This window comes from Pseudomonas rhizophila, from assembly GCF_003033885.1.
Classification (GTDB): Bacteria; Pseudomonadota; Gammaproteobacteria; order Pseudomonadales; family Pseudomonadaceae; genus Aquipseudomonas; species Aquipseudomonas rhizophila.
Map to the genome: position 1 here is coordinate 4,502,888 of NZ_CP024081.1, position 25,400 is coordinate 4,528,287.

General features: G+C 59.2%; 23 protein-coding genes and 1 pseudogene. 16 read left to right on the plus strand and 8 right to left on the minus strand.

All coding sequences use genetic code 11. The features are described from left to right. The first annotated feature begins 2 nt into the window (after nt 1-2). Nucleotides 3-1,076, plus strand: coding sequence for a protein-glutamate methylesterase/protein-glutamine glutaminase (locus CRX69_RS20935; RefSeq protein WP_107322760.1), 1,074 nt, complete (start codon nt 3-5; stop codon nt 1,074-1,076). Between the two features lie 566 nt (nt 1,077-1,642). On the opposite strand, the gene CRX69_RS20945 is transcribed toward CRX69_RS20935, so the two are convergent. After that, nucleotides 1,643-2,560 (minus strand): DMT family transporter, encoded by a 918-nt coding sequence (locus CRX69_RS20945; protein ID WP_107322761.1) that lies wholly within the window; start codon nt 2,558-2,560, stop codon nt 1,643-1,645. 111 nt (nt 2,561-2,671) lie between these two features. Here CRX69_RS20945 and CRX69_RS20950 point away from each other — a divergent pair, with 111 nt between their 5' ends. From CRX69_RS20950 to CRX69_RS20960, 3 genes are all read left to right on the plus strand, one after another. Beyond that, a complete protein-coding gene (locus CRX69_RS20950; protein ID WP_107322762.1) occupies nt 2,672-3,538 on the plus strand; it encodes a LysR family transcriptional regulator in 867 nt (288 codons plus the stop codon). A gap of 440 nt (nt 3,539-3,978) precedes the next feature. After that, nucleotides 3,979-4,251 (plus strand): hypothetical protein, encoded by a 273-nt coding sequence (locus tag CRX69_RS20955; RefSeq protein WP_107322763.1) that lies wholly within the window; start codon nt 3,979-3,981, stop codon nt 4,249-4,251. Nucleotides 4,252-4,365: 114 nt separating this feature from the next. Further along, nucleotides 4,366-5,550, plus strand: a complete 1,185-nt coding sequence (locus CRX69_RS20960) for a hypothetical protein (protein ID WP_107322764.1) — start codon at nt 4,366-4,368, stop codon at nt 5,548-5,550. Nucleotides 5,551-5,674: 124 nt separating this feature from the next. On the opposite strand, the gene CRX69_RS20965 is transcribed toward CRX69_RS20960, so the two are convergent. Continuing rightward, nucleotides 5,675-6,298 carry a hypothetical protein gene (locus tag CRX69_RS20965; RefSeq protein ID WP_107322765.1) on the minus strand — a complete coding sequence of 208 codons (624 nt, stop codon included), beginning with the start codon at nt 6,296-6,298 and terminating at the stop codon, nt 5,675-5,677. A gap of 152 nt (nt 6,299-6,450) precedes the next feature. Between CRX69_RS20965 and CRX69_RS20970 the strand changes: the two genes are divergently transcribed. Then, nucleotides 6,451-7,140 carry a phytanoyl-CoA dioxygenase family protein gene (locus tag CRX69_RS20970; RefSeq protein WP_107322766.1) on the plus strand — a complete coding sequence of 230 codons (690 nt, stop codon included), beginning with the start codon at nt 6,451-6,453 and terminating at the stop codon, nt 7,138-7,140. Here the strand turns inward: CRX69_RS20970 and CRX69_RS20975 are convergent. Then, nucleotides 7,123-7,698 carry a TetR/AcrR family transcriptional regulator gene (locus tag CRX69_RS20975; protein ID WP_107322767.1) on the minus strand — a complete coding sequence of 192 codons (576 nt, stop codon included), beginning with the start codon at nt 7,696-7,698 and terminating at the stop codon, nt 7,123-7,125. The two genes, CRX69_RS20970 and CRX69_RS20975, sit on opposite strands and share 18 nt — an antisense overlap. Before the next feature lie 263 nt (nt 7,699-7,961). On the opposite strand from CRX69_RS20975, the gene CRX69_RS20980 reads away from it, so the two are divergent. Together CRX69_RS20980 and CRX69_RS20985 are read left to right on the plus strand one after the other, a co-directional pair. Beyond that, nucleotides 7,962-8,750 carry an SDR family NAD(P)-dependent oxidoreductase gene (locus tag CRX69_RS20980; RefSeq protein ID WP_076385372.1) on the plus strand — a complete coding sequence of 263 codons (789 nt, stop codon included), beginning with the start codon at nt 7,962-7,964 and terminating at the stop codon, nt 8,748-8,750. Between the two features lie 59 nt (nt 8,751-8,809). Next, on the plus strand, nt 8,810-9,808 hold the full coding sequence (locus tag CRX69_RS20985) for an NADP-dependent oxidoreductase (RefSeq protein WP_076385374.1): 999 nt from the start codon (nt 8,810-8,812) through the stop codon (nt 9,806-9,808). 260 nt (nt 9,809-10,068) lie between these two features. Here CRX69_RS20985 and CRX69_RS20990 read toward each other — a convergent pair whose 3' ends face one another. Continuing rightward, on the minus strand, nt 10,069-11,922 hold the full coding sequence (locus CRX69_RS20990) for an ABC transporter ATP-binding protein (protein WP_107322768.1): 1,854 nt from the start codon (nt 11,920-11,922) through the stop codon (nt 10,069-10,071). 146 nt (nt 11,923-12,068) lie between these two features. Between CRX69_RS20990 and CRX69_RS20995 the strand changes: the two are divergent. After that, nucleotides 12,069-12,412: pseudogene (locus tag CRX69_RS20995) on the plus strand (phytanoyl-CoA dioxygenase family protein); the annotation flags it as partial. Here CRX69_RS20995 and CRX69_RS21000 read toward each other — a convergent pair. Beyond that, nucleotides 12,411-13,160: a substrate-binding periplasmic protein gene (locus tag CRX69_RS21000; protein ID WP_107322769.1), complete on the minus strand. Its 750-nt coding sequence runs from the start codon at nt 13,158-13,160 to the stop codon at nt 12,411-12,413. The pseudogene CRX69_RS20995 and the gene CRX69_RS21000 overlap by 2 nt on opposite strands. A gap of 255 nt (nt 13,161-13,415) precedes the next feature. Between CRX69_RS21000 and CRX69_RS21005 the strand changes: the two genes are divergently transcribed. The 5 genes from CRX69_RS21005 (at nt 13,416) to CRX69_RS21035 (ending at nt 19,753) form a co-directional block, all read left to right on the plus strand. Next, nucleotides 13,416-14,393 carry an MBL fold metallo-hydrolase gene (locus CRX69_RS21005; RefSeq protein WP_107322770.1) on the plus strand — a complete coding sequence of 326 codons (978 nt, stop codon included), beginning with the start codon at nt 13,416-13,418 and terminating at the stop codon, nt 14,391-14,393. A 387-nt stretch (nt 14,394-14,780) separates the two neighbouring features. Continuing rightward, nucleotides 14,781-15,002, plus strand: a complete 222-nt coding sequence (locus CRX69_RS27610; protein WP_157952139.1) for a hypothetical protein — start codon at nt 14,781-14,783, stop codon at nt 15,000-15,002. Between the two features lie 252 nt (nt 15,003-15,254). After that, nucleotides 15,255-16,166, plus strand: coding sequence for a LysR family transcriptional regulator (locus CRX69_RS21020; RefSeq protein WP_107322771.1), 912 nt, complete (start codon nt 15,255-15,257; stop codon nt 16,164-16,166). A gap of 168 nt (nt 16,167-16,334) precedes the next feature. After that, nucleotides 16,335-17,288: an alpha/beta fold hydrolase gene (locus tag CRX69_RS21025; protein ID WP_107322772.1), complete on the plus strand. Its 954-nt coding sequence runs from the start codon at nt 16,335-16,337 to the stop codon at nt 17,286-17,288. Nucleotides 17,289-17,578: 290 nt separating this feature from the next. Next, nucleotides 17,579-19,753, plus strand: coding sequence for an ATP-binding protein (locus tag CRX69_RS21035; RefSeq protein WP_107322774.1), 2,175 nt, complete (start codon nt 17,579-17,581; stop codon nt 19,751-19,753). A gap of 21 nt (nt 19,754-19,774) precedes the next feature. Here CRX69_RS21035 and CRX69_RS21040 read toward each other — a convergent pair whose 3' ends face one another. The 3 genes from CRX69_RS21040 to gabT all read right to left on the minus strand — a co-directional run bounded on the left by CRX69_RS21040 (nt 19,775) and on the right by gabT (nt 22,346). Continuing rightward, nucleotides 19,775-20,263 carry an Lrp/AsnC family transcriptional regulator gene (locus CRX69_RS21040; RefSeq protein WP_076385388.1) on the minus strand — a complete coding sequence of 163 codons (489 nt, stop codon included), beginning with the start codon at nt 20,261-20,263 and terminating at the stop codon, nt 19,775-19,777. A gap of 44 nt (nt 20,264-20,307) precedes the next feature. After that, entirely contained in the window at nt 20,308-20,964 is a 657-nt protein-coding gene (locus tag CRX69_RS21045; RefSeq protein WP_076385390.1) for an HAD family hydrolase, read from the minus strand. A gap of 89 nt (nt 20,965-21,053) precedes the next feature. Beyond that, nucleotides 21,054-22,346, minus strand: a complete 1,293-nt coding sequence (gene gabT / locus CRX69_RS21050) for a 4-aminobutyrate--2-oxoglutarate transaminase (protein ID WP_076385392.1) — start codon at nt 22,344-22,346, stop codon at nt 21,054-21,056. Nucleotides 22,347-22,632: 286 nt separating this feature from the next. On the opposite strand from gabT, the gene CRX69_RS21055 reads away from it, so the two are divergent. The 3 genes from CRX69_RS21055 to CRX69_RS21065 all read left to right on the plus strand — a co-directional run bounded on the left by CRX69_RS21055 (nt 22,633) and on the right by CRX69_RS21065 (nt 25,384). Further along, on the plus strand, nt 22,633-23,559 hold the full coding sequence (locus tag CRX69_RS21055) for a 2-hydroxyacid dehydrogenase (RefSeq protein WP_107322775.1): 927 nt from the start codon (nt 22,633-22,635) through the stop codon (nt 23,557-23,559). Nucleotides 23,560-23,774: 215 nt separating this feature from the next. After that, a complete protein-coding gene (locus CRX69_RS21060) occupies nt 23,775-24,632 on the plus strand; it encodes a GNAT family N-acetyltransferase (protein WP_107322776.1) in 858 nt (285 codons plus the stop codon). A 44-nt stretch (nt 24,633-24,676) separates the two neighbouring features. After that, nucleotides 24,677-25,384 (plus strand): cupin domain-containing protein, encoded by a 708-nt coding sequence (locus CRX69_RS21065; RefSeq protein WP_107323294.1) that lies wholly within the window; start codon nt 24,677-24,679, stop codon nt 25,382-25,384. Nucleotides 25,385-25,400: the final 16 nt, after the last annotated feature.

Below are 25,400 nucleotides of genomic sequence, written 5' to 3' on the forward strand. Positions count from 1 at the left end.
CCATGTCAAAAAAGATAAATGTACTGCTGGTGGATGACTCTGCCGTGGTTCGCCAGGTACTGCTGGCGATCCTCAGCGACACGCCGGACATTCATGTGATGGGTGCGGCGTCCGATCCGATTTTCGCCATGGACAAACTGGCCCGGGAGTGGCCCGACGTAATCGTGCTGGATGTGGAGATGCCGCGCATGGACGGCATCACCTTCTTGAAGAAAATCATGAGCGAGCGTCCCACGCCGGTGGTGATCTGCTCGTCCCTGACGCCTAGGGGCGCCGAAACCACCTTGCAAGCCATGGCCGCCGGCGCGGTGGAAATCATCACCAAGCCCACCAGCGGCTTGAAGAATTTCCTGCTGGAGTCGGCACCGGAGTTGATATCAGCCATCCGCGCCGCCGCCCAGGTCAACGTCAAAAACCTGGGCAAACGCCCTGCCCCAGCGCCGCTGACCCCAGCCACCAAACTCACCGCCGACGCCATGCTGCCGGCCGCCAACGGCCATGCCATGACCCAGACCACCGAACGCATCGTCGCCCTCGGCACGTCCACCGGCGGCACCCAGGCCCTGGAAGCGGTGCTGACCGCCTTGCCACGGGTGTGCCCAGGGATCGTCATCGTCCAGCACATGCCGGAAAAATTCACCGCCTCGTTTGCCGCCCGACTCAACAGCCTGTGCCAGATCGAAGTACGCGAAGCCCGCAACAACGACCGCATCCACCCAGGCCTGGCCCTCATCGCCCCAGGCGGCAAACACATGATGGTGACCCGCAGCGGCGCGTTCTATCACGTACAAGTGGTGGATGGCCCCCTGGTCAACCGCCACCGCCCATCGGTGGACGTGCTGTTTCGCTCAGTGGCCAAATTCGCCGGCCGCAACGCCACCGGCATCATCATGACCGGCATGGGCGATGACGGCGCCCGCGGCCTGAAAGAAATGCTCGACGCCGGCAGCAGCACCGTGGCCCAGGACGAAGCCAGCTGCGTGGTCTTCGGCATGCCCAAGGAAGCGATCAAACTCAACGCCGCACAGCGGGTGATGGGGTTGCAGGAGATTGCGCAGGTGATTTTGCATCGGTAGGCGCTGAGAACTGCTCCCCGATCCACACAGAACTCATTGTGGGAGCAAGGCTTGCCCGCGATGCAGGCGATGCAATCTTTCAGCAACCGAGGCGCCTGCTTCGCGAGCAAGCTTTGCTCCCACAACGGGGATAAATCCCCTCGCCACAAAAAGCGACCGGGTTTGCTTCAGTATTCCGCTGAAGCATTCCTTTGCTACAGGACCACCTTGTCTGCGGGCTTGTGTCTACACCGGCGAAATCGTCGCCAGCACGCCAATCAAAAGGGTCAGTGCCAAAAAACCACCCAAAAAAATCGCCATCTTCGTCATGAGCACTCCTGGAGCAGAAAACTGCGCTACACGGGCGGTTTGATAGGCAAACCGCCTGGCTATTCTGAGGTGGGAACTGGGTTGATTACAGCGGCAGCTTTAACAGAAAAATACGGATCAGACAGAACGCGTAGAACCGTGCCTCACGACCGTTGTGAAGTCAGCCGACGACTCTCGTTTTCGCCATGGCAACGGTTCGTCAGGCTGGAGTTGCCTTTCGCAACCCTCCGACGTCATTGCCTACAACCACTACAGAATCAGCTGGCATTTGCCCCCTTCACCGGCTCAAGATTCAACGCCAGCACGCTCGTCAACACGATAACCGCCCCAACCACCACCATCACTGACGGGCGCTCGGCCAGCACCAAAGAAGCCATCAACATCGCGGTGGGCGGTATCAGGTAAAGCGCCATGGAGGCGCGGCTTACATTGCTATGCGCCAGCACGTAAGCCCATGCGAGGTACGCCAGCGCGCTGGGAAAAATACCCAATATCAGCACCGCCAGGTTCACCGAAACAGAAGCGTGTTGTGCTTCAATTAGCAGGCCCGGCGCGAAAATAAATAGCAGGACTGTGCCCGACCAGACGGTGTAGCAAACCATGGTCAATCCATCGTATCGATAGGCATGACGTTTCTGGAGAGAGAAATACAGACTCCAGGAGAGCGCCGCCAGCAGGATCAATAGTCCATGGGCGTTTATATCACCCAAGCCACGATCCCCCGCCACGACCACGGCAGCGCCAAACAAGCCGCACACTACGCACCCCCACTGCCAACCACTGACTCTGTCCTTGAAGAAAAAATGTGCGAGTAAAGCGCTGAACAAAGGCGTGGACTGGGCGAGCACACTGGCGGCCCCGGCACTGACACCACGCTGACCGTAATTGAGCGCAATGTGGTGCAAGCTCACAGCGAAGAAACCCAGCACCGCCAGCAATGGCAGGTCCCTGAGACGCGGCCGGGAAATACCCTTGACCATCGCGACCAGGGCCATGAACACCGAAGCGATGAGAAACCGCATCAGCGCCAAGTGACCCGGATCGTAAGCCTGCAAGCCGATGCGAATGCCAATCGGAGAATAGGCCCAGCAAAAAATCACGAACATCGTCGCGAGGATAATTCTCGCACCGGGTTTGCTGGAGGAACCGTCGAACGACACACAACGCGTTTCCATTTAGAAGTCCCTGCCCCATTGAGCGTCTGCCGATTTGCCTCGAAGTATCGAAACCACCTCACATCAGCACAAGTGACTTAAACTCAACCTACTATTCACTTTGGGTGAGCTATGGAACTGTCCCAACTGCGCATGCTCAAGACGGTCTGCGACACCGGCAGCATCGCCCGTGCCGCTGAAGTGCTGCACTGTGTGCCGTCCAACATCACCGCACGCCTCAAATCCTTGGAGCGGGAGCTCGGCACGCCGTTGTTCTTCCGCGAAGGTCGCGGACTGCGAGTCAGCCCGGCGGGTGAAGTGTTTGTGGGGTACGCGACAAAAATACTGAACCTGACAGAAGAAGCCCGCCGCGCAATAGCCCCTGACAGCACGCCGAGCGGCCCGTTGCGCATTGGCGCGATCGAGTCCAGCGCCACGGGGCGTCTGCCCCAGCTGCTGGCCAAATACCACGCGCAGTACCCGCAAGTATCCCTGGAACTGAGCACGGGCACCTGGGCTCAGCTGCTGGACGATGTCCAGCATCACCGGCTCGATGGCGTGATCGTAGCGGTGGACATGGAGCGACCTGGACTCAAACGAGCCGTGATGTACCGCGAAGACCTGGTGCTCATCGCCTCCGAGTCTCACGGTCCACTGCGCAGTGCGGCAGATTTGCGAGGCAAAGCGATCTTCATGTGGCCCACGGGCTGTCCGTACCGCTTGGCGCTGGAGCAATGGCTGCTACGCCATGAGCAAACGCAGCCGATCATCAGCATCTCCAGCTACGGCGCCATCGTCGGCTGCGTCAGTGCAGGTGCAGGTGTCTCGCTGGTGCCCCGTGGGATCTATGAGCAATACCGCCAGGGGGCTGGTTGGACGGGGTATGAATTTCCCGAGCTGGCGGGGATCGATAACCTTTTTTATTGGCATGAAAACACCGGTCGGCATCCTGCCAGGGAGGCGTTTTTGGGGATGCTGCAAACGGAGTTCGAGGGCTAGCTGCACCGCCCTCCCTGTGGCGAGGGGATTTATCCCCGCTGGTCGGCGAAGCCGACCTAAAACTAACACCTCGATTGACCTGTCGATGATTTTGAATAAATCGATTCGACCATGTCAGATCCCTCCGGCAACAAACGATCGCAACTCCTACGAGGCTTTCGGAACCCATCACCTTCCCCGCCCAATCCGACAAAACCTATAGTGATGCCCATCGCTCAATGGCGATCAGGTTTGGCGACCTGTGGATCGAGTGCGAAAGTACTGCGTTTTTTGCGAAGGCTTTGGCACACTTGCACGGCTGCCCGTTACGGCAGTTGTGCGTGGGAGGCCTTCGGGTCTGCCGGTTTTCGATCCCGGTTCGCCAACCTGCGTACAACTGCCACCCAATTGTTTGGCGACGATTGAGTGGTTAAAAACCTCATCAGATCGGAGTTTTAAACATGGAAAGGTACGTCCCCATCACCGGCATCGACTGCACCCCTGCTTCCCTCCTCATTGATACTCAAGCCCCGCTGGATGTCCTGCATGCAACCGCTGATTACCGCATTCGTGTGGTGACTCAGGTATTGGAAAACATCGCATTTCGCTCTGAAATTGCCAGTGACACGGTGGTGCTTTCGGACTTCGCGCAGCTTTTGGTGATTCCGTTGCGCGATGGGTGTGATTTACTGGAGGTGATTGGTCGGCGGCTGCAGGCGCAGGTTGAAAGCTGATCGAACGACGGGCGCCTAAAGCGCCCATTTTTTGCTTATCAGGCAGATGGGATCTGCACGGGCAACCCATCGTATACCGGGCCATGGACCTACAAACTCCACTACAGGAATCGTATGCTCGAATCAACTCTGCATTCCCTTATAGTTGCCCGAACTCTGTTGGAGCAGGCAGATCCGCTGTGTTCGACCGAGGATCGATACCTGGCTTCCACAGGCTTAATAGTTCTTCAAGATGTTCTAGAAGCAGTCCTGTACGCACTACTTCTCGAACGAGGCATCGACGACGAAAAAAATCTTGAGCGAAAGAGCTTCGATGAACTCCTTGGTGAGTTGAAGGCTGCCGGTGTCACCGTCCCCCGGTCAGGAACGCTTAAGGCGCTTAACAAACAGAGAGTCCTGGTCAAGCACTACGCACAGCTTGCTGAGCCAGCTATGGTGCGAACATATTACGCCGCTGCACAGGAGGCGATCTCTTCAATGACGCTGGCAGTCTTGGGTCAAACACTTCGCGATTTGTTCATTGCGAATCTGCTCCATGACGCTGAGTCAAAAATATTTCTCAAGGCAGCTGAGCAGGCTATCAAGGAACGGCGTTACCTCGACGCTTTAATCGAAACACGGAAAGCTATTTTTGTTGAGTTTGAGGAGGAATACAGTATCTATGGATGGCGTGATTACGATGATAAGAAACAGGAAGGAATTCTCTCTTCTGCTGCACGTGGTGGATGGCGGGCTCCAATCTGGACTCGAAACTCCGAGTGGATTGAAAAGAATGTAAAAGTGCCAACGGACTATGTGCAAATAGACCAACAGAACTGGCGCTTGCAAGCAATGGAATTGGGAATCCACACTGTGGAGCTTCACAATTTGCAACGGCTGACACCTAGTGTTTTCCGCATGGGCCGAAATCAAGGCTGGTCGATTACCTATGATGTGTCGTTTGGAACAAGCAACGGTACTGACTCAAACGCCCGCTATTGCCTAGATCGTGCTGTATCCATCATTCTGAAGAAGCAGCAGCACGGAAGTGCTCGTCGAGAACCCTCCCAAAACATTCCGTTCGACCCTCCTCCTATCTATCTCGGCCACACCCTTCATAAGCGCCCAGCCATCGACTCGCCGAGCATCCATGTGGTGCAAGAAGGCTTCAACTACTTCACCCGCCGGGTGGTCGGAGGTTTTGATCCTGCTGAACGTTTTTTCGAGGTCTTCGCGGAGTCAGAGAAGCAATCAGACAAGACACTTCTGGGTGGCCCCGCTGAATTTGCGAGTGGTTACCTTTTGATTCGCCAAGAATGATGCGGTCTCATCATGCCGGCAGTCCCATGTTGCGCCCCACCAATAAGGGGACGAAATTATTTTCAAGCAAATAAATTCGCCCCCTTTTTCCAATAGACAAATCATTCACGGCATACCCACCGATCTACTCCACAACCCCATTAAAAACAACAGTCCCACCCCCCTCTTTCTTAACCGTCAACCTATTCCCCTCCACCACAACCTCAACCAACTCAGAACACCCAGCCACCTCCCGCTTCCCATCAACACGCTCGACCTTGGCATCAAAACTAAAAACATAAGTAGACGCCGGACAAGCATTCCCACCCTCCCCCGTGGAAACAGCCACCACATACCGGCTCGGCCCAAACGTATAAGCCTTTTCAATCGCCACATAACCGGTGTACTCAGCCTCCTCGACAATTGCCTCCATGACATTCACCACCCCAGCGCGCGTTTGATAATTCAGCGCGGTCCCCGTCCCTTGGGTCTGGGTCGTGAAAGGCCCGGCACGCTCGGCACTGACGGGCAAGGGTTCATAGGCAACGCCGGGGGGGGCTGGGGGCGCGATTTGAGTCGTGACGGTGGGTTTTGCAACGAGGCTTTGTTGGGGTTCAGGAAGATCGCATAGGCCGTTTTTGCAAATGAAATCCCCTTGGCAATCGATATCTTCCGAGCACTGATTGGTTTCTTCGAAGGTGCTCTGGTTGGCTTTGGCGTAGCCGACGACGGCCAGTGCAAGGAGGGTGCAGACGAACAGACGCTTCATCGGTGAAGTCCTTTTCTTGGATGGTGGTCAGATGATAACTGCAAACCTTCCGGGTTTGTCTCTGGTCACTTTCGATTTTGCAGTGTCGGGTGGTCCAACTTTGCTTTGAATACTAGCCTTGCAAACGTGCGCACAAGGAAGTCGAGAAAACCATGACTGACCGCGATCAACTCCATCGAAATGGGTACGCTCTGCTCCGTCAAGCGATCCCAACCGAATGGCTGGAAGACCTGCGTGCCGCGTTCGATGCTGGTGTGAGGCCGTCGGACCAATGGCCCGTTCCGCGTGGCATGGACTGGCGTCATTCGCTGTTGGACGATGATGCGAAGGTTCAGGCTGTGTGTCGTCTGCCCCAGGTGCTGGCGGTCGCGGGGGAGTTGATCGGGGAGCGGTTCTTTCTGTCGCAGGTGGAGGGGCGCGAGCCTCTTGCCGGTGGCGGCCATCAACCGCTGCACCGCGACTTGTCGGCCCAACGGCCAGGCGACATTGCCATGGCCCTGGCTTTTTTTGACGACTATGGCCCTGAGAACGGCGCGACGCGTATCGTGCCTGGCAGCCATCGGCCCGAGCCGGGAGCGCCGCCATTCGATTTCACCAACGAATCACGCTCCGTACAGCTTTCAGGTTGCGCCGGTGACATCCTGGTGTTCGATGTGGACTTGGTGCATGCGGGCAGCCTGAACTCGGTGGGTTCGCACCGTCGTTCGATTTTGATCAGTTATTTTTCGGAGCAGTTGTACGCTTCACACTTGGAAACCGTGGGCCTGCGTAATGTTCGTATGGCCACGAGTGAGCGGTTCGAGCCTTTGGATTTTGGCTTCGGTCTACGCTCGCCTAGGTAAAGATGCAATCATTTGCGCATGACACACCGCCAGAATTTCATCGGCCAGCGCCGAGTCGTCAGGACAGGCGCGCGATAGCATGATCGCGCCGACCGCGTGCGCCAGCAGGTCGATCATTTTCCCCCTCGCCTCACCCGGCGCCGCATCCGGCCCGGTCGGGTATTTTTCGCCGAGTGTTTGCAACATGCGCTCGATGCCTTCAGCGAATGCCGCCTTCAAATCGTCCGACTGACGTGCCGCGTCACCGCACAACGCTGCCATGGTGCAACCCGTGGCGCGCCCGTCGCGATGGTCCCGCGACACATACACATCAATGAAGTCCTTCACGCTCAATGCGTCGACGCCGATCAGTGACTGCTCAAGACTCTTCGCCGAGGCTTCGGCCATCAGGTCAGCCTTCGAACCGAAATGTTTGTAGAAACCGCCATGGGTGAAGCCGGCGGCGGCCATCAGGTCGGCCACGCCGACCCCGTCAAAACCGCGCTCGCGAAATACGACTGAGGCTGTTTCGACGATGTGCTCCCGATTTGCCTGGGCCTGGGCTTTGGTCACGCGCATGTTTCGATACCTCGTTACCGCTGGAAATTCATCGACTGATCATACATTGATGTTGATCATAATCAAAACCGTTGACAGTTTAGATTTCGATCATCATCATAATTTCCAGCGATCAGACCAGTTACCAACGGACACGGAACAACCTCCCATGAGCGACCTGAATCTGTTTACCGCCTATACCTTGGCCCAGGCACTGGCTGATCGAGCCTGACTTTTTCTCATGCATCAATCCCAATCCATGTTTCTCACAAAGAGCTGACATCATGACTACTCGCCCTACCGTTCTCATCACTGGCGCGTCCACCGGCATTGGCGCGGTTTACGCTGAGCGTTTCGCCCAACGCGGACATGATCTGGTGTTGGTCGCCCGCGATCACTCGCGCCTGGAAACGCTCGCCGCGAAGTTGCGTGGCGAGCACAACGTCGCCGTTGAAGTGCTTCAGGCCGACCTGACTCAACTCACTGACCTGCACAGCGTCGAAGCGCGCCTGCGGGATGATGCGCGCATCGGCATCCTCGTCAACAATGCCGGCGCCGCACAGTCCGGCACCTTCATCGAGCAAAGCACCGACAGCGTTGCACAACTGGTAGCCCTCAACACCACCGCACTGGTGCGGCTCGCCAGCGCCATCGCGCCGCGCTTGGCCAAAGCAGGTGAAGGCGCGATCATCAACATCGGCTCGGTGGTGGGTCTGGCGCCTGAGTTCGGCATGACGGTCTACGGTGCGACCAAGGCGTTCGTGCTGTTCCTGTCCCAAGGCTTGAGCCTGGAACTGTCGCCTCAGGGTGTCTATGTGCAAGCCGTACTGCCCGCAGCCACCCGCACGGAGATTTGGGATCGCGCCGGTATCGACATCAACACTTTGAGCGAAATCATGGAAGTGGGTGATCTGGTCGATGCCGCCCTGGTGGGCTTCGACCGTCGCGAGCCGGTGACCATTCCTCCGCTGCATGAAGGCGAGCGCTGGGATGCCCTGCAAACCGCGCGTCAGGGTCTTTTGTCGCAGATCAGGCAGTCCGCCGTGGCGCAGCGCTATTTGACTCAAGACTGACCCATGCCGACAGGTCGGCCTCGCCCCACTCTCATTCCCCCGACAAGAGCAGCTGCAACATGAAGGCATTTTTTATCGACCGCTACGGCAAGCAGAACGGAATGATTGGCGAAGTGCCCGACCCTGTGGTCGGTGTGCATGACGTTCTGGTTCAGGTGCATGCAACCAGCGTGAACCCGTTGGACTCGAAGATCAGAACGGGGGAATTCAAACTGATCCTGCCCTATACGTTTCCATTGGTATTGGGCAATGACCTGGCCGGAGTGGTTGTTAGCACGGGTTCGGCGGTGAAGCGATTCAAGCCAGGAGACGAAGTCTATGCACGTCCTCCAGAGGCCCGGATCGGGACGTTTGCTGAACTGATCGCCGTGGACGAAAACGCGCTCGCGCTGAAACCCTCGAATCTCGACATGGCCGAAGCGGCTGCCATCCCCTTGGCGGCTTTGACGGCCTGGCAGGTGCTGGTTGAGACCGCCCAGCTGAAAAAAGGCCAGAAGGTGTTGATTCATGCTGGATCCGGTGGCGTCGGCACGTTTGCTATCCAGCTCGCCAAACACCTTGGCGCCTTCGTTGCGACCACCACCAGTACGGCGAATGTTCAATGGGTGAAAGCACTCGGGGCGGATGTGGTCATCGATTACAAACAGCAGGATTTTGCAAAGGAGTTGCGCGATTTCGACGTGGTGTTGAACAGCCTCGGCGCCGATGTACTGGAGAAATCGATCAAGGTGCTCAAGCCTGGTGGACAGCTCATTTCCCTTTCAGGGCCGCCGACCGTGCAATTTGCCCAAGAGCAAGGCCTGTCTTGGGTGCTGGGGCAAGTCATGCGCCTGCTGAGCAGCGGTATTCGCAGAAAAGCCCGCAGACATGGGGTGAGCTATGCGTTTTTGTTCATGCGAGCCAACGGGATACAACTGCAGAAAATCACCTCGCTTATCGAGGCTGGGGTCATCAAACCGGTCATCGATCGCTCCTTCCCTTTTGCATCGACCGCAGAGGCGTTGCGCTACGTCGAGCAGGGCAGATCAAAAGGCAAAGTCACCATAACAATCAAATAAGCGCACGACAAAAGATGTCAGTAGATGATGTGCATACCGCCAAGTACCCGACTGCGGCGCCTGAACCAGAGGAGCCGCCAGCGCACGACAAGTCCATAGAAGAGCAGTGCCACCGGAACCCGCACGGGTAGAAAAGCCGATCATCTTTTGGCGTGGTTTGATGCTTGAGCAGTAACCGGGAAACGGTTCAAAAAGCAGGCGGTCGGCCAGGTCGGAGTTGCACTGGGGTACCAGACCTGGCTGCATTTACACCCCCATGCCTACTCCACCGCCTCAGCCACGCCCTGATCCTCCCCCAGAAATCCGCCACTCTGGTGATGCCACAACCGCGCATAGGTGCCGTTTTTCCCGAGCAATTCGGTGTGGGTGCCTTGTTCGATGATGCGTCCATCATCCATGACGATCAGCCTGTCCATCGCCGCAATCGTGGACAATCGATGGGCGATGGCGATCACGGTCTTGCCCTGCATCATTTCATCGAGGCTTTCCTGGATGGCGACTTCGACCTCTGAATCCAGGGCGCTGGTGGCCTCGTCAAGCAGCAGGATCGGGGCATTTTTGAGCATTACCCGGGCAATGGCGACGCGTTGACGCTGGCCGCCCGAAAGCTTGATACCCCGCTCGCCCACCAGGGTGTCGTAGCCGCTGTGGCCTTGCTTGTCGCTCAGTTGGCTGATGAACCCATCGGCTTGGGCACTGGCCGCGGCGCTGCGGATTTGCTCGTCGGTGGCATCGGGGCGTCCATAGGCGATGTTGTCGCGAATGGAGCGGTGCAGCAGCGAAGTGTCCTGAGTCACCATGCCGATGGCGCTGCGCAGACTGTCCTGGGTGACGTGCGCGATGTTCTGCCCGTCGATGCGAATCTCACCCTTGTCCACGTCGTAAAAGCGCAGCAGCAGGTTGATCAGCGTGGATTTACCGGCACCGGAGCGGCCCACCAGCCCGATCTTTTCGCCCGGGCGAATGCTCAGGCTCAGGCCATCGAGCACCTGGCGTTCGCCGTTGTAATTGAAGCTCACATTGTCGAAAGTCACCGCGCCGCCCGTGGTGACCAGCTCCCTGGCGTCCGGGGCATCCTGCACCTTGGGGCCGCAGGCCAGGGTCGCCATGCCATCCTGCACGGTGCCGATGCTCTCGAACAGCGAGGTCATTTGCCACATGATCCAGTGCGACATGCCATTGATGCGCAACGCCATGGCAATAATCGCCGCCACCGCACCCGCGCCCACTTGACCTTGGTGCCATAGCCATAGGGCATAACCGCCTGCCCCCATGATCAACCCGACCACCAATGCCTGATTGACGATCTCGAACTGGCTGACCAGGCGCATCTGGCGAAAGCCGGTCTGCTTGAAATCCTCCATGGCAGCGCGCGCGAAGTGGGCTTCACGTTTGGAATGGGAGAACAGCTTTACCGTGGTGATGTTGGTGTAGGCGTCTGAGATACGCCCGGTCATTGATGACCGCGCATGGGCCTGCTCCTGCCCTACTTTCTCAAGGCGGGGTACGAAGTAGCGCATGGCAAGACCGAACAACGCCACCCAGACAATGAACGGCAGCATCAGCTTCAGATCAAAGCCGCCGGCCAACGCGATGATCGCAATGAAGTACACCCCGATCCCCGGAGCGATCTCGATAATGGTGAATAACACCTCGCGCACCGACAGCGCCGTCTGCATCACCTTGGTGGTGACCCGGCCGGAGAACTCATCGGAGAAGAACGAAAGGCTTTGCCGCAACATCAGCCGATGAAAATCCCAGCGCAGCCGCAACGGCAGGTTGATCGCCAATATTTGGTGCTGCACCATCGTGCGCATCGCTACCAGCCCAATGCTGGTCACCAGCACCACGCCGATGCCCCACAGCACGCGACTTTCCTGCCTGGCCGCATCGCCGCCTGCCTGCCAGATCGATAGCATGTCCACGACCTGCCCGAGAAAAGAAAACAGCCAGGCTTCGTAAATCGACACAGCGGCACTGAGCAGCGCGAGCGCGAGAATGTAACCGCGAGCGCCCCGCGTGCAGGCCCACAGGAACCGCGCCAGACCTTCAGGTGGCGGAGGTGCCTCGTCGGGCGGAAAAGGGTCGAGCCGTTGTTCAAATGCGTGAAGCATGGTGATCTCCAAAACCATCTGGTAAAGAGATTCTGGCATTTAAAGGTTGCTTTGAGGGGTTTGGGTGGAGGAAAGGTTGTTCGCCCGGCACAACGAGGGTGCACGGGAGCAGACGTTTCATGCCTCACAAGGAAACCGAGAACGCCATGATCGACCGCAAACAATTGCATCAGGACGGCTATGCCCTGTCCGCCAAGCGATCCCGGCCGAGTGGCTGGATGGCCTGCGTGCCGTGTTCGATGCCGGGGTGAAACCGTCGGACCAGTGGCCAGTGCCGCGTGGCTTGGACTGGCGTTACTCGATGCTGGACGACGATGCGAAGGTTCAGGCGGTATGTCGCCTACCACTGGTGCTGGCAGTGGTGGGAGAGCTGATCGGGGAGCGGTTCTTTCTCTCGCAGGTGGAGGGCCGCGAGCCTCTGATCGGTGGTCACCAACAACTGCACCACAACTTGTCGGCCCAACGGCCAGGCGACATCGCCATCGCCCTTATTGCCCGACGGGCCGCTCATACCGCCGCTGAATCCGCTCCACCTCCCCTGAGCGCCGCAACTGCTCCAAAGCCTTGGCCCACGCGGCCACCACCTCATCGTCAGAGTCAAGGCTGAAGGCGATGTACAGCGATGACCGATAGAGTTCGATGGGGATTTTGCGCAGTGTGCCCGGTGCGATATTCAACTGGCGGCTGTAGTAAGCCACCCCGGCATCGGTGTCACCTACGATGATCTTGGTCCGCCCGGCGAGCAGCATGCGGTAGAGCAGCTTGCTCTCGGTTGCACTTTTGTCCAGGTTGTTGAAGCCCAGCGACTGCAGCATCTGCGGCACCAGGCCGGCATGTCGCGTGGTGATCTGCGGGGCGTGCAGCAGTTGTTCCAGGGAATTCACCGGCGGCGTACTGGCCAACTGATAGGCATGAATGGACTCTTCCACGATCGGCCCGACCCACTTGTACAACGGCTCGCGCTCCGCCGTGCGAAACAGCGAGAACATGATGGTCTTGCTTCGGGTCCTCAGTACCTGGGTGGCGCGCATGCTGGGCTGCAGCAGCACCTCGAAGTCATCCCCGGTCAGTGCCATGATGGCTCGCACGATTTCAGTGGTCATGCCGGTGAGCTGGTTGTTCTCCTGATAGTTGTACGGGGCCCATTCTTCGGTGACCACCTGATACGGCTCGGCCCTGGCAACGCCAGTACCGAGCAGCAGACAGAGCAGCGCTGCGACAGGTGTCGATTGTTTCACGGGTTCTCCTGATGGGCAGCCTGGTGTTTATGGGGGACCTGATAAGCATAGCCTTAAACACGCACCAAACAGTTGGTGCGCCCCCTTCAGCGGAGATAAATCCCCTCGCCACGGGCTCACCCAAGCGCGTCACTGCGCCCAGCCATCAGCCACAACGATGCGTCGTATAACCGAGGCAGGCGTTCCCCCCGTCCCGCCGTCGCCTTATCTTTGCTCCAGCGATCAATGAGGTTCGCGCTGCCCAGGATTCCTGCCATGCACACCCAATCCATTCTCCATCGCACAACATTGCTAGCTGCCCTTTTTCTCACGGCTGCGATCTACCCCCTGACTTCCACCGCAACGCCAATAGAAGCCTCGCGATCACACAAATCCCAGCTGCCGGGCGTCTATCGATTCCAAGTGGGTGAGGTACAGGTCACCGCACTGAGCGACGGTACGCTACCGCTTAATCTTCACCCGCTGCTGCGGGGCATCAGCACCGGGCAAATAGACGCGCTGTTGCAGAATGGCTTCGTCCGTAACCCGGTGGAAACCTCGATCAACGCCTACGTAATCGACACCGCTTCTCATCTGGTACTGGTGGATACAGGCGCCGGCGAACTTTTCGGCAATGTAGCCGGCAAACTGCCCCAGAGCCTGGCCGCCGCTGGCTATCGGCCGGAGCAGATCAGCGACATTCTGATCACCCACATTCACACCGATCATTCCGGCGGGCTGACGCGGGATGGGCAGATGCTATTCCCCAACGCGACCATTCACGTGGGTCAGGCCGATGTGGATTTCTTCCTGGATCCGGCCAACCTGAGCAGCGGACTCCAACCCAAGCACCTGGAAGAAGCGCGCAAGACGATTGGCCCCTACCTTGAGGCGGGCAAGGTCAAGACGTTCACCGCAAAGACCACCCTCCTCCCCGGCATCACCGCCATCCCGACACCGGGCCACACGCCGGGCCATAGCTTCTACAGGGTCGAGAGTCAGGGCCAAAGCCTCGATTTCTGGGGGGATATCCTGCACGTCGGCCTGATCCAGTTCGCCCGGCCCGAGGTGACCATCAGTTTTGACGTCAATCAGGACAACGCACGAGCCCAGCGGCTGCGTCAGTTCGAAACCTCAGCCGATGAAATGCGCCTGTCTGCGGTCGCGCATTTGCCCTTCCCCGGTATCGGCCATATTCGACGCGAAGCCGGAAAGTATGAGTGGGTGCCGGCCCAGTATCGCAATCGCGACTGAAACGCTTGATCTTGTGGGAGCGAGCCTGCTCGCGATGGCGGTGGCACATTCCCCATCGGCGCTGACTGACACACCGCTTTCGCGAGCAAGCTCGCTCCCACAGGGGATTTGCGGTGAATGAAGACTCTGCGGCTGGCGGTGATCAAGGGTGGGAGCGAGCTTGCTCGCGAAGGCGTAGGCACATCCCACATCTTTGCTGACTGACACACCGCTTTCGCGAGCAAGCTCGCTCCCACAGGGGATCTGCGGTGAATGAAGATTCTGCGGCTGGCGGTGATCAAGGGTGGGAGCGAGCTTGCTCGCGATGGCGGCGGCACATTCAACATCTTTGCTGACTGATACACCGCTTTCGCGAGCAGGCTCGCTCCCACAGGGGATCTGCGGTGAATGAAGATTCTGCGGCTGGCGGTGATCAAGGGTGGGAGCGAGCCTGCTCGCGATGGCGGCGGCACATTCCCCATCGGCGCTGACGGACACTCCGCTTTCGCGAGCAAGCTCGCTCCCACAGGGGATTTGCGACGAATGAAGATTCTGCGGCTGGCGGTGATCAAGGGTGGGAGCGAGCCTGCTCGCGATGGCGGCGGCACATTCAACATCTTTGCTGACTGATACACCGATTTCGCGAGCAAGCTCGCTCCCACAGGGGATCTGCGGTGAATGAAGATTCTGCGGCTGGCGGTGATCAAGGGTGGGAGCGAGCCTGCTCGCGATGGCGGCGGCACATTCCCCATCGGCGCTGACTGACACTCCGCTTTCGCGAGCAGGCTCGCTCCCACCTGCGCAACGCTATACAAACCGGCACCTTGTTTGATTTCATGCCCGCACAGCAGCCTGTCTGATGGCGCTGATCGGGAGATGAAGATGAACTACACGGATTTCGACGGAGCGTTGCTGCTGGCACTCAAGGCGCTGCTGCAAGAGCGCAATGTCACGCGTGCCGCTGCCCAGTTGGGCATCAGCCAACCGGCTCTGTCGGCACGGCTGGCGCGTCTGCGGGATATCCTGGCGGATCCGTTGTTCGTCCCGGCGGCGAACGGTCGTGGCGTGGTCCCCACGCCCCGGGCGCAGGCACTGGAGCAAGAGTTGCTGCAAGTGCTCGAAGGGCTCAAACGCCTGGTCAGTCAACCGGAACGTTTCGATCCGGCCACCACGACCCGCACCTTCGTCATCGCCTTGTTCGAAACGCCGGCGGCCGTTCTGGCGCCGGATCTCTGCGCCCGTCTGAAGCATGAGGCAAAGCATGCAAAGCTGGCGTTCATCCATCCCCCACGCGACGTGTTCGAGCGTCTTGAGCAAGGCCAGATCGATCTTCTGATCACCGTGCCAGGCGCGCTTCGCGACGACCTCATGCAGCGACCTCTTTGGGAGGATGGCTTCCTGACCGCCCAGCGCAAGGGCCATCCTCGCGGCACGGGACCACTTGATCTCGAGACGTTTTGCGCCCTTGATCATGTGCTCGTGTCCTCGGAAGGCGGGCGTTTTGCCGGGGTGGTCGACGAGGCACTGGTGGAGATCAACCAGGTTCGCAACGTCGCCTTCTCCATTCAGAATTACGCACTGGCGCCGCTGCTCGTTGCGTCCACCGATACCCTGTGCACACTGCCCTCGCGCTTCCTCTGCCAGTACCGCGACCGGTTGGACCTGTTCGAACCACCCCTCGAGCTGTCTGCGCTGCGCCTGGTGCTGGCCTGGCACCCGCGCAATAACAAGGATGCCGGCCATCAATGGCTGCGCCGCCAGGTCTATCTCAGCGCGGAACTGGAGCCCGCTTGAGTGCTCCAGCGTAGGGGGTCCATCCAAGCGCGCCGCAACCATCGGTTATGCGTATAGCAGCTATCGATAGCGCAGCGGTTCTCGGTAGCAGCCTCTCTCTCTAATCTGCCCACCAACGCGATCGACGGCGGTCGCGACAGGTCAAACCGACCCCTATGGAGAGAGACGATGAACACACTCAACCGCACCATGGCCATCGCGACACTGGCACTGGCAACCCTCAGCGCCGAAGCTGCCTCCCCCGCCCAGACCGCTGCGAGCATGTCCGCCGTCGGCAGCGTGATTCAGTCCGCCAGCTACATCACCACCCGGGATGGCGTGCAGCTGTACTACAAGGATTGGGGTCCACGGGATGGCCAGGTAGTCACCTTCAGTCACGGCTGGCCGCTGAACGCCGACAGCTGGGAAGCGCAGATGATGTTCCTCGCCTCGAAGGGTTATCGCGTCGTTGCCCACGACCGTCGCGGTCATGGCCGCTCCAGCCAGCCGTGGGAAGGCAACGATATGGATCACTACGCCGACGATCTGGCGGCGGTGATTGAAGCGTTGGACTTGAAGGATGTCACCCTGGTGGGTTTCTCGACCGGTGGCGGCGAAGTGGCTCGCTATATCGGTCGCCATGGTACGGGCCGAGTGAAGAAGGCCGTGCTGGTTTCCGCCGTCCCACCGCTGATGCTCAAGACCCAAACCAACCCCGGCGGTCTGCCCATCGAGGTGTTCGACGGGCTGCGCAAGGCGTCCCTGGAGAACCGCTCACAGCTTTACCTGGACATCGCTTCCGGTCCTTTCTTCGGTTTCAACCGCGAGGGTGCCAAGCCATCCCAAGGGCTGATCCAGTCGTTCTGGGTGCAGGGCATGCAGGCGGGCAGCAAGAACACCTATGAATCGATCGCGGCGTTCTCGGCGACCGATTTTCGCGACGACCTGAAGAAGTTCGATGTGCCGACGCTGGTCGTTCATGGAGACGATGATCAGATTGTTCCCATTGATGCTTCCGGTCGGGCCTCGGCGGCGCTGATCAAGGGTGCACGTCTGATCGTCTACCCCGGCGCGCCCCATGGCCTGACCGATACACACAAGGACCGGCTGAACCAGGATCTGCTGACGTTTCTTCAGGAATAAAACAATGACATGCACTGCATGACCTGTGTGGGAGCGAGCCTGCTCGCGATAGCGTCGGAACATTCACGACCCCGGCCAGGCGACCTAGCGCCATCGCGAGCAGGCTCGCTCCCACCTTTGTCCAGGGGCGCCCAGATTCTGCGCCCACCTTGCAGAGCCCTTCTCAGGAAGGGCTTTTGCGTTCTACGCCTCTCACGTCAAACGGCTTGTGGTCGGCACGCTTATCAATTCATGTGAACCTAGCCGTCCTGCAACCCTCGGATATTCAAGACGTACCAAGGGTGATCCACATGACAATCGAAGACACTTTATTACGTCAACGCAAGGTACTTGCCGAGTTCGGCGAGCTGGCCCTGGTTTCAGACGATTTTGAACACATCCTCGACGAGGCGTGTCGTCTGGTCGGTGAAGCACTGGAAACCCATTTGGCGAAGTTCATGTCGCTGGAAGACGACGGGCTCACTTTCCTCGTGCGCAACGGTGTGGGCTGGTTGCCGGGGGTCGTCGGCGAAGTCCGGGTTCAGGCACTGGAAGGCACACCGGAACGGTATTCCCTGGACTCCGGCGGCGCCGTCATTTCCACGGACATTGCGACAGAAACACGCTTTCACTATCACGACTTCCAAACGCGCAACGGCGTCCAGGCGTTCGTCAATGTGCTGGTATACGGCGCCACCGAGACGCGGCCCTTCGGCATCTTCGAAGTCGACAGCCGCAGCCCCCGGCAGTTTAGCGAGAGCGACATCGACTTTCTGCGCGTCTACAGCAACCTGCTGGGTGCGGCGTTGAAACGCGCCAAAACCATGCAGGCCATGCGCCTGACTGAAGAAAAATTGCGTGAAAGCGAAAGACACTATCGAATCGCCGCGCAGCTTAATCCACTCTGGCCCTGGACGGCCGACAGCCATGGCGCGGTGACATCACTGGATCAACGCTGGTATGAATACACCGCACGGTCGCCTGAGCAGACACTCGGGCGCCAGTGGCTGAACGCAACGCACCCCGATGACCGCATATCATTTGCCCGGTTGTGGAATCAGTCGCTGGCGAGTTTGCAACCCTTCGACGCACAGATCCAGTTGCGAAAATCCACGGGGGAATATCGATGGTTCAGAATCCGCGCGTTTTGTAGCCTGGATCCCGAGGGACGATGCGAGCGCTGGTATGGCACCGTCGAAGACATCAACGAGCGGGTGCAACTGGAGGCGGCGCTCAGGGACTGGAACGACCTGCTCGAAGACCGGATTGCAACCCGTACCCAGCAGCTTGAAGCCGAACAACAGGAGCGTGCGCTGGCCGAGTCGAAACTGCGGCAAAGTCAGAAGATGGAAGCGGTAGGCCAACTGACGGGGGGTATTGCCCACGACTTCAACAACCTGCTGGCTGGCATCAGTGGCAGCCTTGAGCTGATGCAACGGCACATCGACCGTCAACGCTACGACGAACTGTCTCGCTACAACTCCGTCGCCCTGACCTCAGCGACACGCGCCGCCGCACTGACCCAGCGCCTGCTGGCATTTTCCAGGCAGCAGTCGCTAGAACCGGAAGTTCTCGAACCGCGCAAAGTGGTGGCCGGCCTGGAAGAAATGATCCGACGCTCCGTGGGCCCGAGCATTCATGTCGAATGCGCTTTCAGGGGGCATGATCCGATCAAATGCGACCCCAATGGACTGGAGAACGCTCTGCTCAATCTGGCCATCAATGCCCGGGATGCGATGCCCGGTGGCGGAACCTTGAAACTTGACGTGCAACGCTGCGTTATCGACGCGACATCTTCCAGCGAAAAAATGATGCCGCCGGGCCCATATGTGGCGATCTCGGTCACCGACTCGGGCACGGGGATCAGCGCCGACATCCTGTCTCGGGTATTCGATCCGTTCTTCACCACCAAGCGCATTGGCGAAGGATCCGGCCTGGGCCTGTCGATGATCTACGGGTTTGCCCAGCAATCCGGAGGGCAGGTGAAGATTCAGAGCAGCGTCGGCGTGGGCACGACCGTGACAATGTATTTTCCGGTTGTCAGCCAGTCCCCCATCAGGGTGAAAAGCGCGCATCTGGATGACACCGCACCCTTGCAGCCCGGCGCCAACGAAACCATTCTGGTGGTGGATGACGAAGCGGCGATTCGCCAGTTGGTCTCGGAATTCCTGACTGAAACCGGCTATCACGTCATCGATGCGCTGGACAGCGTCTCTGCCCTCAAGCAGGCCGATAAGACCGAGCATATCGATTTATTGCTGACAGATATCGGCCTGCCGGGAACCATGAATGGCATCAGCCTGGCGAATGAAATGAAGGCCAGATATCCCTCGCTGAAAGTGTTGTTCATCACCGGATTTGCCGAGGGGAAAAATCTGGTTTCGGTCGACACCACGACCCACGTACTGGCCAAACCTTTCAGCTTGACTGACCTGGGCCGACGGGTGAGTGCGTTGATTCACGCCAGTGAGGACAGCGCTGGATGACGGGGCCCCTTTTCCTTTGAATCAGTGCCGCAACAGTTTGCGCAACGGAATCTCGTCCTTGCGCACAGGCGACTTGATGACGATGTAGCTGAAGTATTTGGAGATGCCGATGTTCTTGTCCAGCAGGCTTTCCATCACATCCTGGTAATCCTGGATGCTGCGGGTCATGAAGCGCACCAGGTAATCGTAGCCACCGCTGATCAGGTGACATTCGAGCACTTCATCCACCAGGCGGATGTTGGACTCGAATTTGGCGAAGTCCTCGCGCTTATGGTCGCTCAAGGTGATTTCGGTGAAGACCGTCACCGAGTCGGTAATCTTGGCCAGGTTCAAATGGGCCTTGTAGCTGGAGATATACCCCAACGACTCGAGCCGTTTGACCCGTTGCAGGCATGGGCTGGCGGACAAGCCAACGGCATCGGCCAGGCTGACGTTGGTCATGCGACCGTCTTTTTGAAGCTCTACCAGAATGCTGATGTCGATCCGGTCCAGTTTCGCTACACCTTCCATCACCTACCTCTGTCTGCCATTTGTAAGACAATCTTCTAACAAAATCAGCACCGTAAAGACAGCTGATGCTGAGCCACCAGATCGGCCATGCTGTTGATGCAATACTGGCCCGCGCACGGCTTGGGCGGGTTGTCGGGGTTGCGACAGATCAGGCAAACCGCCCCAACCTTGGCGGGACGGGCGCCAGGTCGGGTCACTTGAAGAATAGCCTGCGCATCGAGGTCGTTGGCCTTGAGCCAAACGGTATCGTGCAAAGGGTCACTGGCCAGTGAAATAAAATCCTCCGGCTCGATGCCCAGGCGCTCGCACAACGCACCCCGGTCTTCTGCATCGCGGTCGCCCAATACGAGCAGGCGATAGAACTTGCGCAGATAGAGCATCGCCCCCGGCGCATCCTCGAACAACGTCCAGGCGGCGGCCGAGCGGGCGAAGCTCATGCCCTCCTCCCAACTGACCTTGAGTTTCCAGCGCTCGGCCAACTGACGGTGGGCGAAACACAGCAAACCGCTGAAGCCCAACTCGCCGAAGCGCGGATACAGCGCTTGCAGTACCTCATCGAACTCGGCCAGCACCTGGTTTTTTTCCGGCGATTCGCCGTGGTTTTCCAACAGTGGCTGCAGCGCCGTCCAGATGGCGGAGTCCCGATCCACCAGGACCTCATCGCAGTCGATCAACAATGCCCGATACTCAGTCAACCTCATGGGTAAAGCCTCCGCTGATGTCCCACCGATCCACGCTCCTTTGATTTGCATTGGCGCTTGCCCTGGCAAACGCCATGAACACCAGGCCTTCAGCCCATGACCCGTGCCAGCGCAGCGTCGAGAATCTGCAAGGCCTCATCGACCTGCGCCTCGCTGGTCACCAGAGGGGCAAGGAAGCGCAATACGTTGCGGTACACTCCGCACTTGATAACCAGCAATCCACCGGCCCGGGCTTCGTCGATCAAGCGCTGGTTGAGGTCGGCATCCGGGGTGCGCGCCAGGTCATCCTTGATCAGTTCGATCGCCAGCATGAAGCCGCTGCCACGCACGTCGCCAATGCGCGGGTAGCGGGTTTGCAGACGTAACAGCCCCTGACGCAGACGCTCGCCCAGGGCTTCGCCACGGGCCAACAGGTGTTCCTGCTCGTAAGCGTCAATCACCGCCAGCGCCGCCGCGCACGACAGCGCGTTACCGCCATAGGTACCGCCCAGTCCACCAGGCAGTGGCGCATCCATGATTTCGGCCTTGCCGACCACACCCGACAGCGGCAAGCCGCCGGCGAGGCTTTTGGCGACGGTGACCAGGTCTGGCTGGATGCCGGCATGCTGGAAGCCGAACCATTTACCGGTGCGACCAAACCCGGTCTGGATCTCATCAAGAATCAGCACAATGCCGTGTTTTTCCGTCAGCGCGCGCAGGCTTTGGAGGAACTCGACGGGCGCCGAGAGGAAACCGCCGTCGCCTTGCACCGGCTCGATGATGATTGCTGCGACCCGCTCAGGTGCCACTTGAGTCGCCAACAGTTCGTCCAGCGCCTGGAGCGCCATTTCGCTGGTGACACCCCGATAGGCATTCGGATAGGGCGTATGAAAGACCTCCGGCGCGAACGGCCCGAAATTCTGTTTATAAGGCTGGCTCATGCCGGTGAGCGTGGTACCCAGCAACGTCCGGCCATGGAAGCCGCCGCGAAAGGCGATCACCGCCGAGCGCTGAGTGTAGGCTCGGGCGATCTTCACCGCGTTTTCTACGGCTTCGGCGCCTGAGGTAAAGAACGCCGCCTTATAGGCTTGCTCACCCCCGATCATTTCGCACAGGCGCTTGGCCAAGTCCAGATAAGGCTGGTAGGCCACGACCTGGAAACAGGCATGGGTGACTTTTTGCAGTTGGGCTTGCACCGCCGCGACCACCTTGGGGTGATTGTGGCCGATGTTCAGCACACCGATGCCGCCGACGAAGTCCAGGTAGCGCTTGCCGTCCACGTCCCACAACTCCGTGCCCTGGGCCCGGTCGATCACCAGCGGATGGGCAGTGACCAGTCCACGTGGCACGAACTGATCACGCTGACGGAGCAGACTTGGGGTTTCTTCGACTTTACTGTTCATGGCATTTCCCATCGTGAGCCTCGCAACCAGGAAGCGGCTGCGGTGTGTTCACAGGTTAAGCGTTCGACACGATTGTCTAAGCCGAACTTGGTCGTTGAGAAATTCGGATCGACTGTTTACACCCCGACAAACAGCAGAATCCTCCAAGGGCGCCTCGCACCATGGAATCTACCGGCAGAGGTGCCTTGCAACGCAGCCTCGTGCTGCTGCACAGGCCCTTTCGACAGATCCTGCTCTGACATTGAGGCATGCTTGATACTTCCCTTTTACATGCGAGAAATGCCCCATGGCCCTGCTGTATAAAGCTGACCCGGTCCGCGGCGAACAATGGCAGCGTCTGTTCGCCAAACATGCCCCGGATATCCAATGGCGTGCCTGGCCGGACATCGGCGATCCTCGGGATATTCGTTACCTGGCGGCCTGGCAGGCACCGGACGATATCGAAACCGTGTTGCCCAACCTTAAAGTGCTGTTCGCCTTGTCGGCGGGGGTCGATCAACTGGATCTGGGGCGCTTGCCGGCGACGCTGCCGGTGGTGCGATTGCTCGACCCCGGCATCAGTCAGGGCATGTGCGAATACGCCAGTTTCGCCGTACTCAGCTTGCACCGCGACATGGTGCGCTATCGCCAGCAACAGACCGAGCGGTGCTGGCAAGCACACCGGTTGGTGCCTGCGCAGCAGCGCCGGGTCGGGGTCATGGGCCTGGGGTTGCAGGCCCGTCACATACTCAACACCTTGAAGCCCTTTGGTTTCGCCTTGTCGGGCTGGGCGCGCAGTGAACATCACATTGATGGAGTGGAGTGCTTTGCCGGAACCGGGCAACTGCCGGCCTTCCTCAGCCAATGCGATATTGTGCTGTGTGTCTTGCCGCTGACCGAACAAACCAAGGGAATTCTCAACCGTCAGTTGTTCCAACACCTGCCCAGGGGCGCGGCCCTGGTCAACATGGGCCGCGGAGGGCATCTGGTAGAAGCGCATTTGCTTGAAGCGCTTGCCAGCGGCCAGCTGAGCGCGGCGGTGCTCGACGTACTGGAACAGGAACCGGCCGCGCCGGATCATCCGTTCTGGAACCATCGGCAAATAATATTGACGCCCCATATCGCAGCGATGACTCAACCCGAGAGTGCGTTTGGCGTGTTATTGGACAATATTCGCCGCCACCAACGGGGCGAAACGATGCTTGGCCTGGTGGACCGTGAGCGCAGCTACTGAACCGTGCGTGACGAGGTGCATCGAGCAAAAAACCATCCGGTATTTACTGCTGGCCCGGCCGCTGATTTGAGCAAGAAATGTGGCCGCAAGAGGCGTTGCAGAAGGAACCTGCCGAATCGTTTTGCGACCCTTGTCAGGCCTGCTTGCAGGTGAGATACAAGCATCACCCGCGGATAAATCCGACCGTTTACACCCTCTCTCAATGGTGATCTGCCATGTCCACTTCGAAACGCCCTGACTACGTCTATCGTGCCATGACCGCCACCGATGTCCCCTCGGCACACGCCTTATCCGTGCAGTTGAAATGGCCTCATCGTCTGGAGGACTGGGCGATGCTGCAGCGCGTCGCCCAAGGTTTTGTCGTTGAGGATCAGGGCCGCTTGATCGGCACTGCATTCACCTGTGCCCAGGGAGACTACGCCACCATCGGCCTGGTGATCGTCGATGACGAATACCAGGGCCAGGGGATCGGTCGCAAACTGATGGAACTGGCCATTGAAGCGTGCGGCTCGCGTACTGCCATCCTCAATGCGACGCTGGCCGGTGCCCCGCTGTATGCCAGCCAGGGATTCGTTGACTTTGGGCATATCCAGCAACATCAGGGCCTGGCTTTACCGCCTGTACCGCAGGGGTTGGCCGACGACGAACGCTGCCGCGCGCTGACCGAAGCCGATCACGCTCAAATGATCAGACTGGCCAATGCGGGAAGTGGCCTGGACCGTCAGGCCGTGCTCACCGATCTGTTCGATGTCGTTGAGCATGCAGTGGGTATTGAGCGGGACGGCCAGTTGTGCGCTTTCGCCCTGCTGCGCCCCTTCGGTCGTGGCCGTTGCATCGGTCCGGTCATCGCGCAGAACCCTGAACAGGCCCGGCATCTGATCGCCGTGTTGCTGGCACGGGTGCCGGATGCATTCGTTCGGATCGACATTCCTTCCGACACGGGGCTGGGCCCCTGGCTCGAAGAAGCGGGCCTCAAGCAGGTCGACACCGTCGCCCAGATGGCTCGTGGCACGCCCCCGCAAGCGACCGGCTCAGTGCGGCAGTTCGTGCTGGTGACCCAGGCCGTTGGCTGACAAATCCCATCGCTTATCCAGGTCTTTTTTGGAGAATCATGTTCATGCCCGAACCCACTGCAGTGCTGTTGGCGCATGCCGACGGCAGCCCCGCCTCAACCTCGTTCACCCCAGGCTCATTGGGGGCCAATGATCCGTTCGACAGGCTCATCGCTTATGCCGGGGCGGATGGCATCGCCGCTGGTGTCGTCCGGGCCAGCGGTCGGTTCAGTAGCGACCAGTATCCCTTCAGCGAAATGATCGTGGTGCATGCCGGAGGCGTTGAACTGCGCAGCCAGGCACAAACGCTGCGCCTCAGCGCCGGTGAAAGTGCGGTGATCGCCCGTGGTACGGCGGTTGAGATCGACGCGCAACCCGAGTCTTTCTGGGCCTTCTGTGCCGATACCCAGCGCGTGAATGCCAGCGAGCCCGGGCTGACAGCACTCCCGACGCACACGATGCTCTCGCCTTCGGCGGCCCCCGACGACGCAATACTGCTCAGCCCACCCCCGCAATGTCGCTCGCACAATCTGTTTGTCGAAAAAGCGACCAACCTGCGCATTGGGATCTGGGACTCAACGCCGTACACCCGCCGGACCAGGCCTCACAAGCTGCATGAACTGATGCACCTGATCGAAGGCAGCGTCACCCTGCAGACAGCCGACGGAAACGACCTGACGGTCAACGCCGGCGATACCGTATTCGTCCCCCTGGATGCACCCTGCGCCTGGGACAGCAGCGTTTATGTACGCAAGGTCTACGTCGTCAAATAGCACCGCTAATCGCGAG

Bases quoted from the DNA above. Each gene is read 5' to 3' on its own strand.
- CRX69_RS21055 (WP_107322775.1), top strand. From the start codon at position 22,633: ATGGCCCTGCTGTATAAAGCTGACCCGGTCCGCGGCGAACAATGGCAG.
- CRX69_RS20990 (WP_107322768.1), bottom strand. From the start codon at position 11,922: ATGCTTCACGCATTTGAACAACGGCTCGACCCTTTTCCGCCCGACGAG.
- CRX69_RS21065 (WP_107323294.1), top strand. From the start codon at position 24,677: ATGCCCGAACCCACTGCAGTGCTGTTGGCGCATGCCGACGGCAGCCCC.
- CRX69_RS21035 (WP_107322774.1), top strand. From the start codon at position 17,579: ATGACAATCGAAGACACTTTATTACGTCAACGCAAGGTACTTGCCGAG.
- CRX69_RS21025 (WP_107322772.1), top strand. From the start codon at position 16,335: ATGAACACACTCAACCGCACCATGGCCATCGCGACACTGGCACTGGCA.
- CRX69_RS20935 (WP_107322760.1), top strand. From the start codon at position 3: ATGTCAAAAAAGATAAATGTACTGCTGGTGGATGACTCTGCCGTGGTT.
- CRX69_RS20945 (WP_107322761.1), bottom strand. From the start codon at position 2,560: ATGGAAACGCGTTGTGTGTCGTTCGACGGTTCCTCCAGCAAACCCGGT.
- CRX69_RS20975 (WP_107322767.1), bottom strand. From the start codon at position 7,698: ATGCGCGTGACCAAAGCCCAGGCCCAGGCAAATCGGGAGCACATCGTC.
- CRX69_RS20965 (WP_107322765.1), bottom strand. From the start codon at position 6,298: ATGAAGCGTCTGTTCGTCTGCACCCTCCTTGCACTGGCCGTCGTCGGC.
- CRX69_RS21045 (WP_076385390.1), bottom strand. From the start codon at position 20,964: ATGAGGTTGACTGAGTATCGGGCATTGTTGATCGACTGCGATGAGGTC.
- CRX69_RS20950 (WP_107322762.1), top strand. From the start codon at position 2,672: ATGGAACTGTCCCAACTGCGCATGCTCAAGACGGTCTGCGACACCGGC.
- CRX69_RS27610 (WP_157952139.1), top strand. From the start codon at position 14,781: ATGAAGATTCTGCGGCTGGCGGTGATCAAGGGTGGGAGCGAGCCTGCT.
- CRX69_RS21060 (WP_107322776.1), top strand. From the start codon at position 23,775: ATGTCCACTTCGAAACGCCCTGACTACGTCTATCGTGCCATGACCGCC.
- gabT (WP_076385392.1), bottom strand. From the start codon at position 22,346: ATGAACAGTAAAGTCGAAGAAACCCCAAGTCTGCTCCGTCAGCGTGAT.
- CRX69_RS20985 (WP_076385374.1), top strand. From the start codon at position 8,810: ATGAAGGCATTTTTTATCGACCGCTACGGCAAGCAGAACGGAATGATT.
- CRX69_RS21020 (WP_107322771.1), top strand. From the start codon at position 15,255: ATGAACTACACGGATTTCGACGGAGCGTTGCTGCTGGCACTCAAGGCG.
- CRX69_RS20960 (WP_107322764.1), top strand. From the start codon at position 4,366: ATGCTCGAATCAACTCTGCATTCCCTTATAGTTGCCCGAACTCTGTTG.
- CRX69_RS21005 (WP_107322770.1), top strand. From the start codon at position 13,416: ATGCACACCCAATCCATTCTCCATCGCACAACATTGCTAGCTGCCCTT.
- CRX69_RS20980 (WP_076385372.1), top strand. From the start codon at position 7,962: ATGACTACTCGCCCTACCGTTCTCATCACTGGCGCGTCCACCGGCATT.
- CRX69_RS20955 (WP_107322763.1), top strand. From the start codon at position 3,979: ATGGAAAGGTACGTCCCCATCACCGGCATCGACTGCACCCCTGCTTCC.
- CRX69_RS20970 (WP_107322766.1), top strand. From the start codon at position 6,451: ATGACTGACCGCGATCAACTCCATCGAAATGGGTACGCTCTGCTCCGT.
- CRX69_RS21040 (WP_076385388.1), bottom strand. From the start codon at position 20,263: ATGGAAGGTGTAGCGAAACTGGACCGGATCGACATCAGCATTCTGGTA.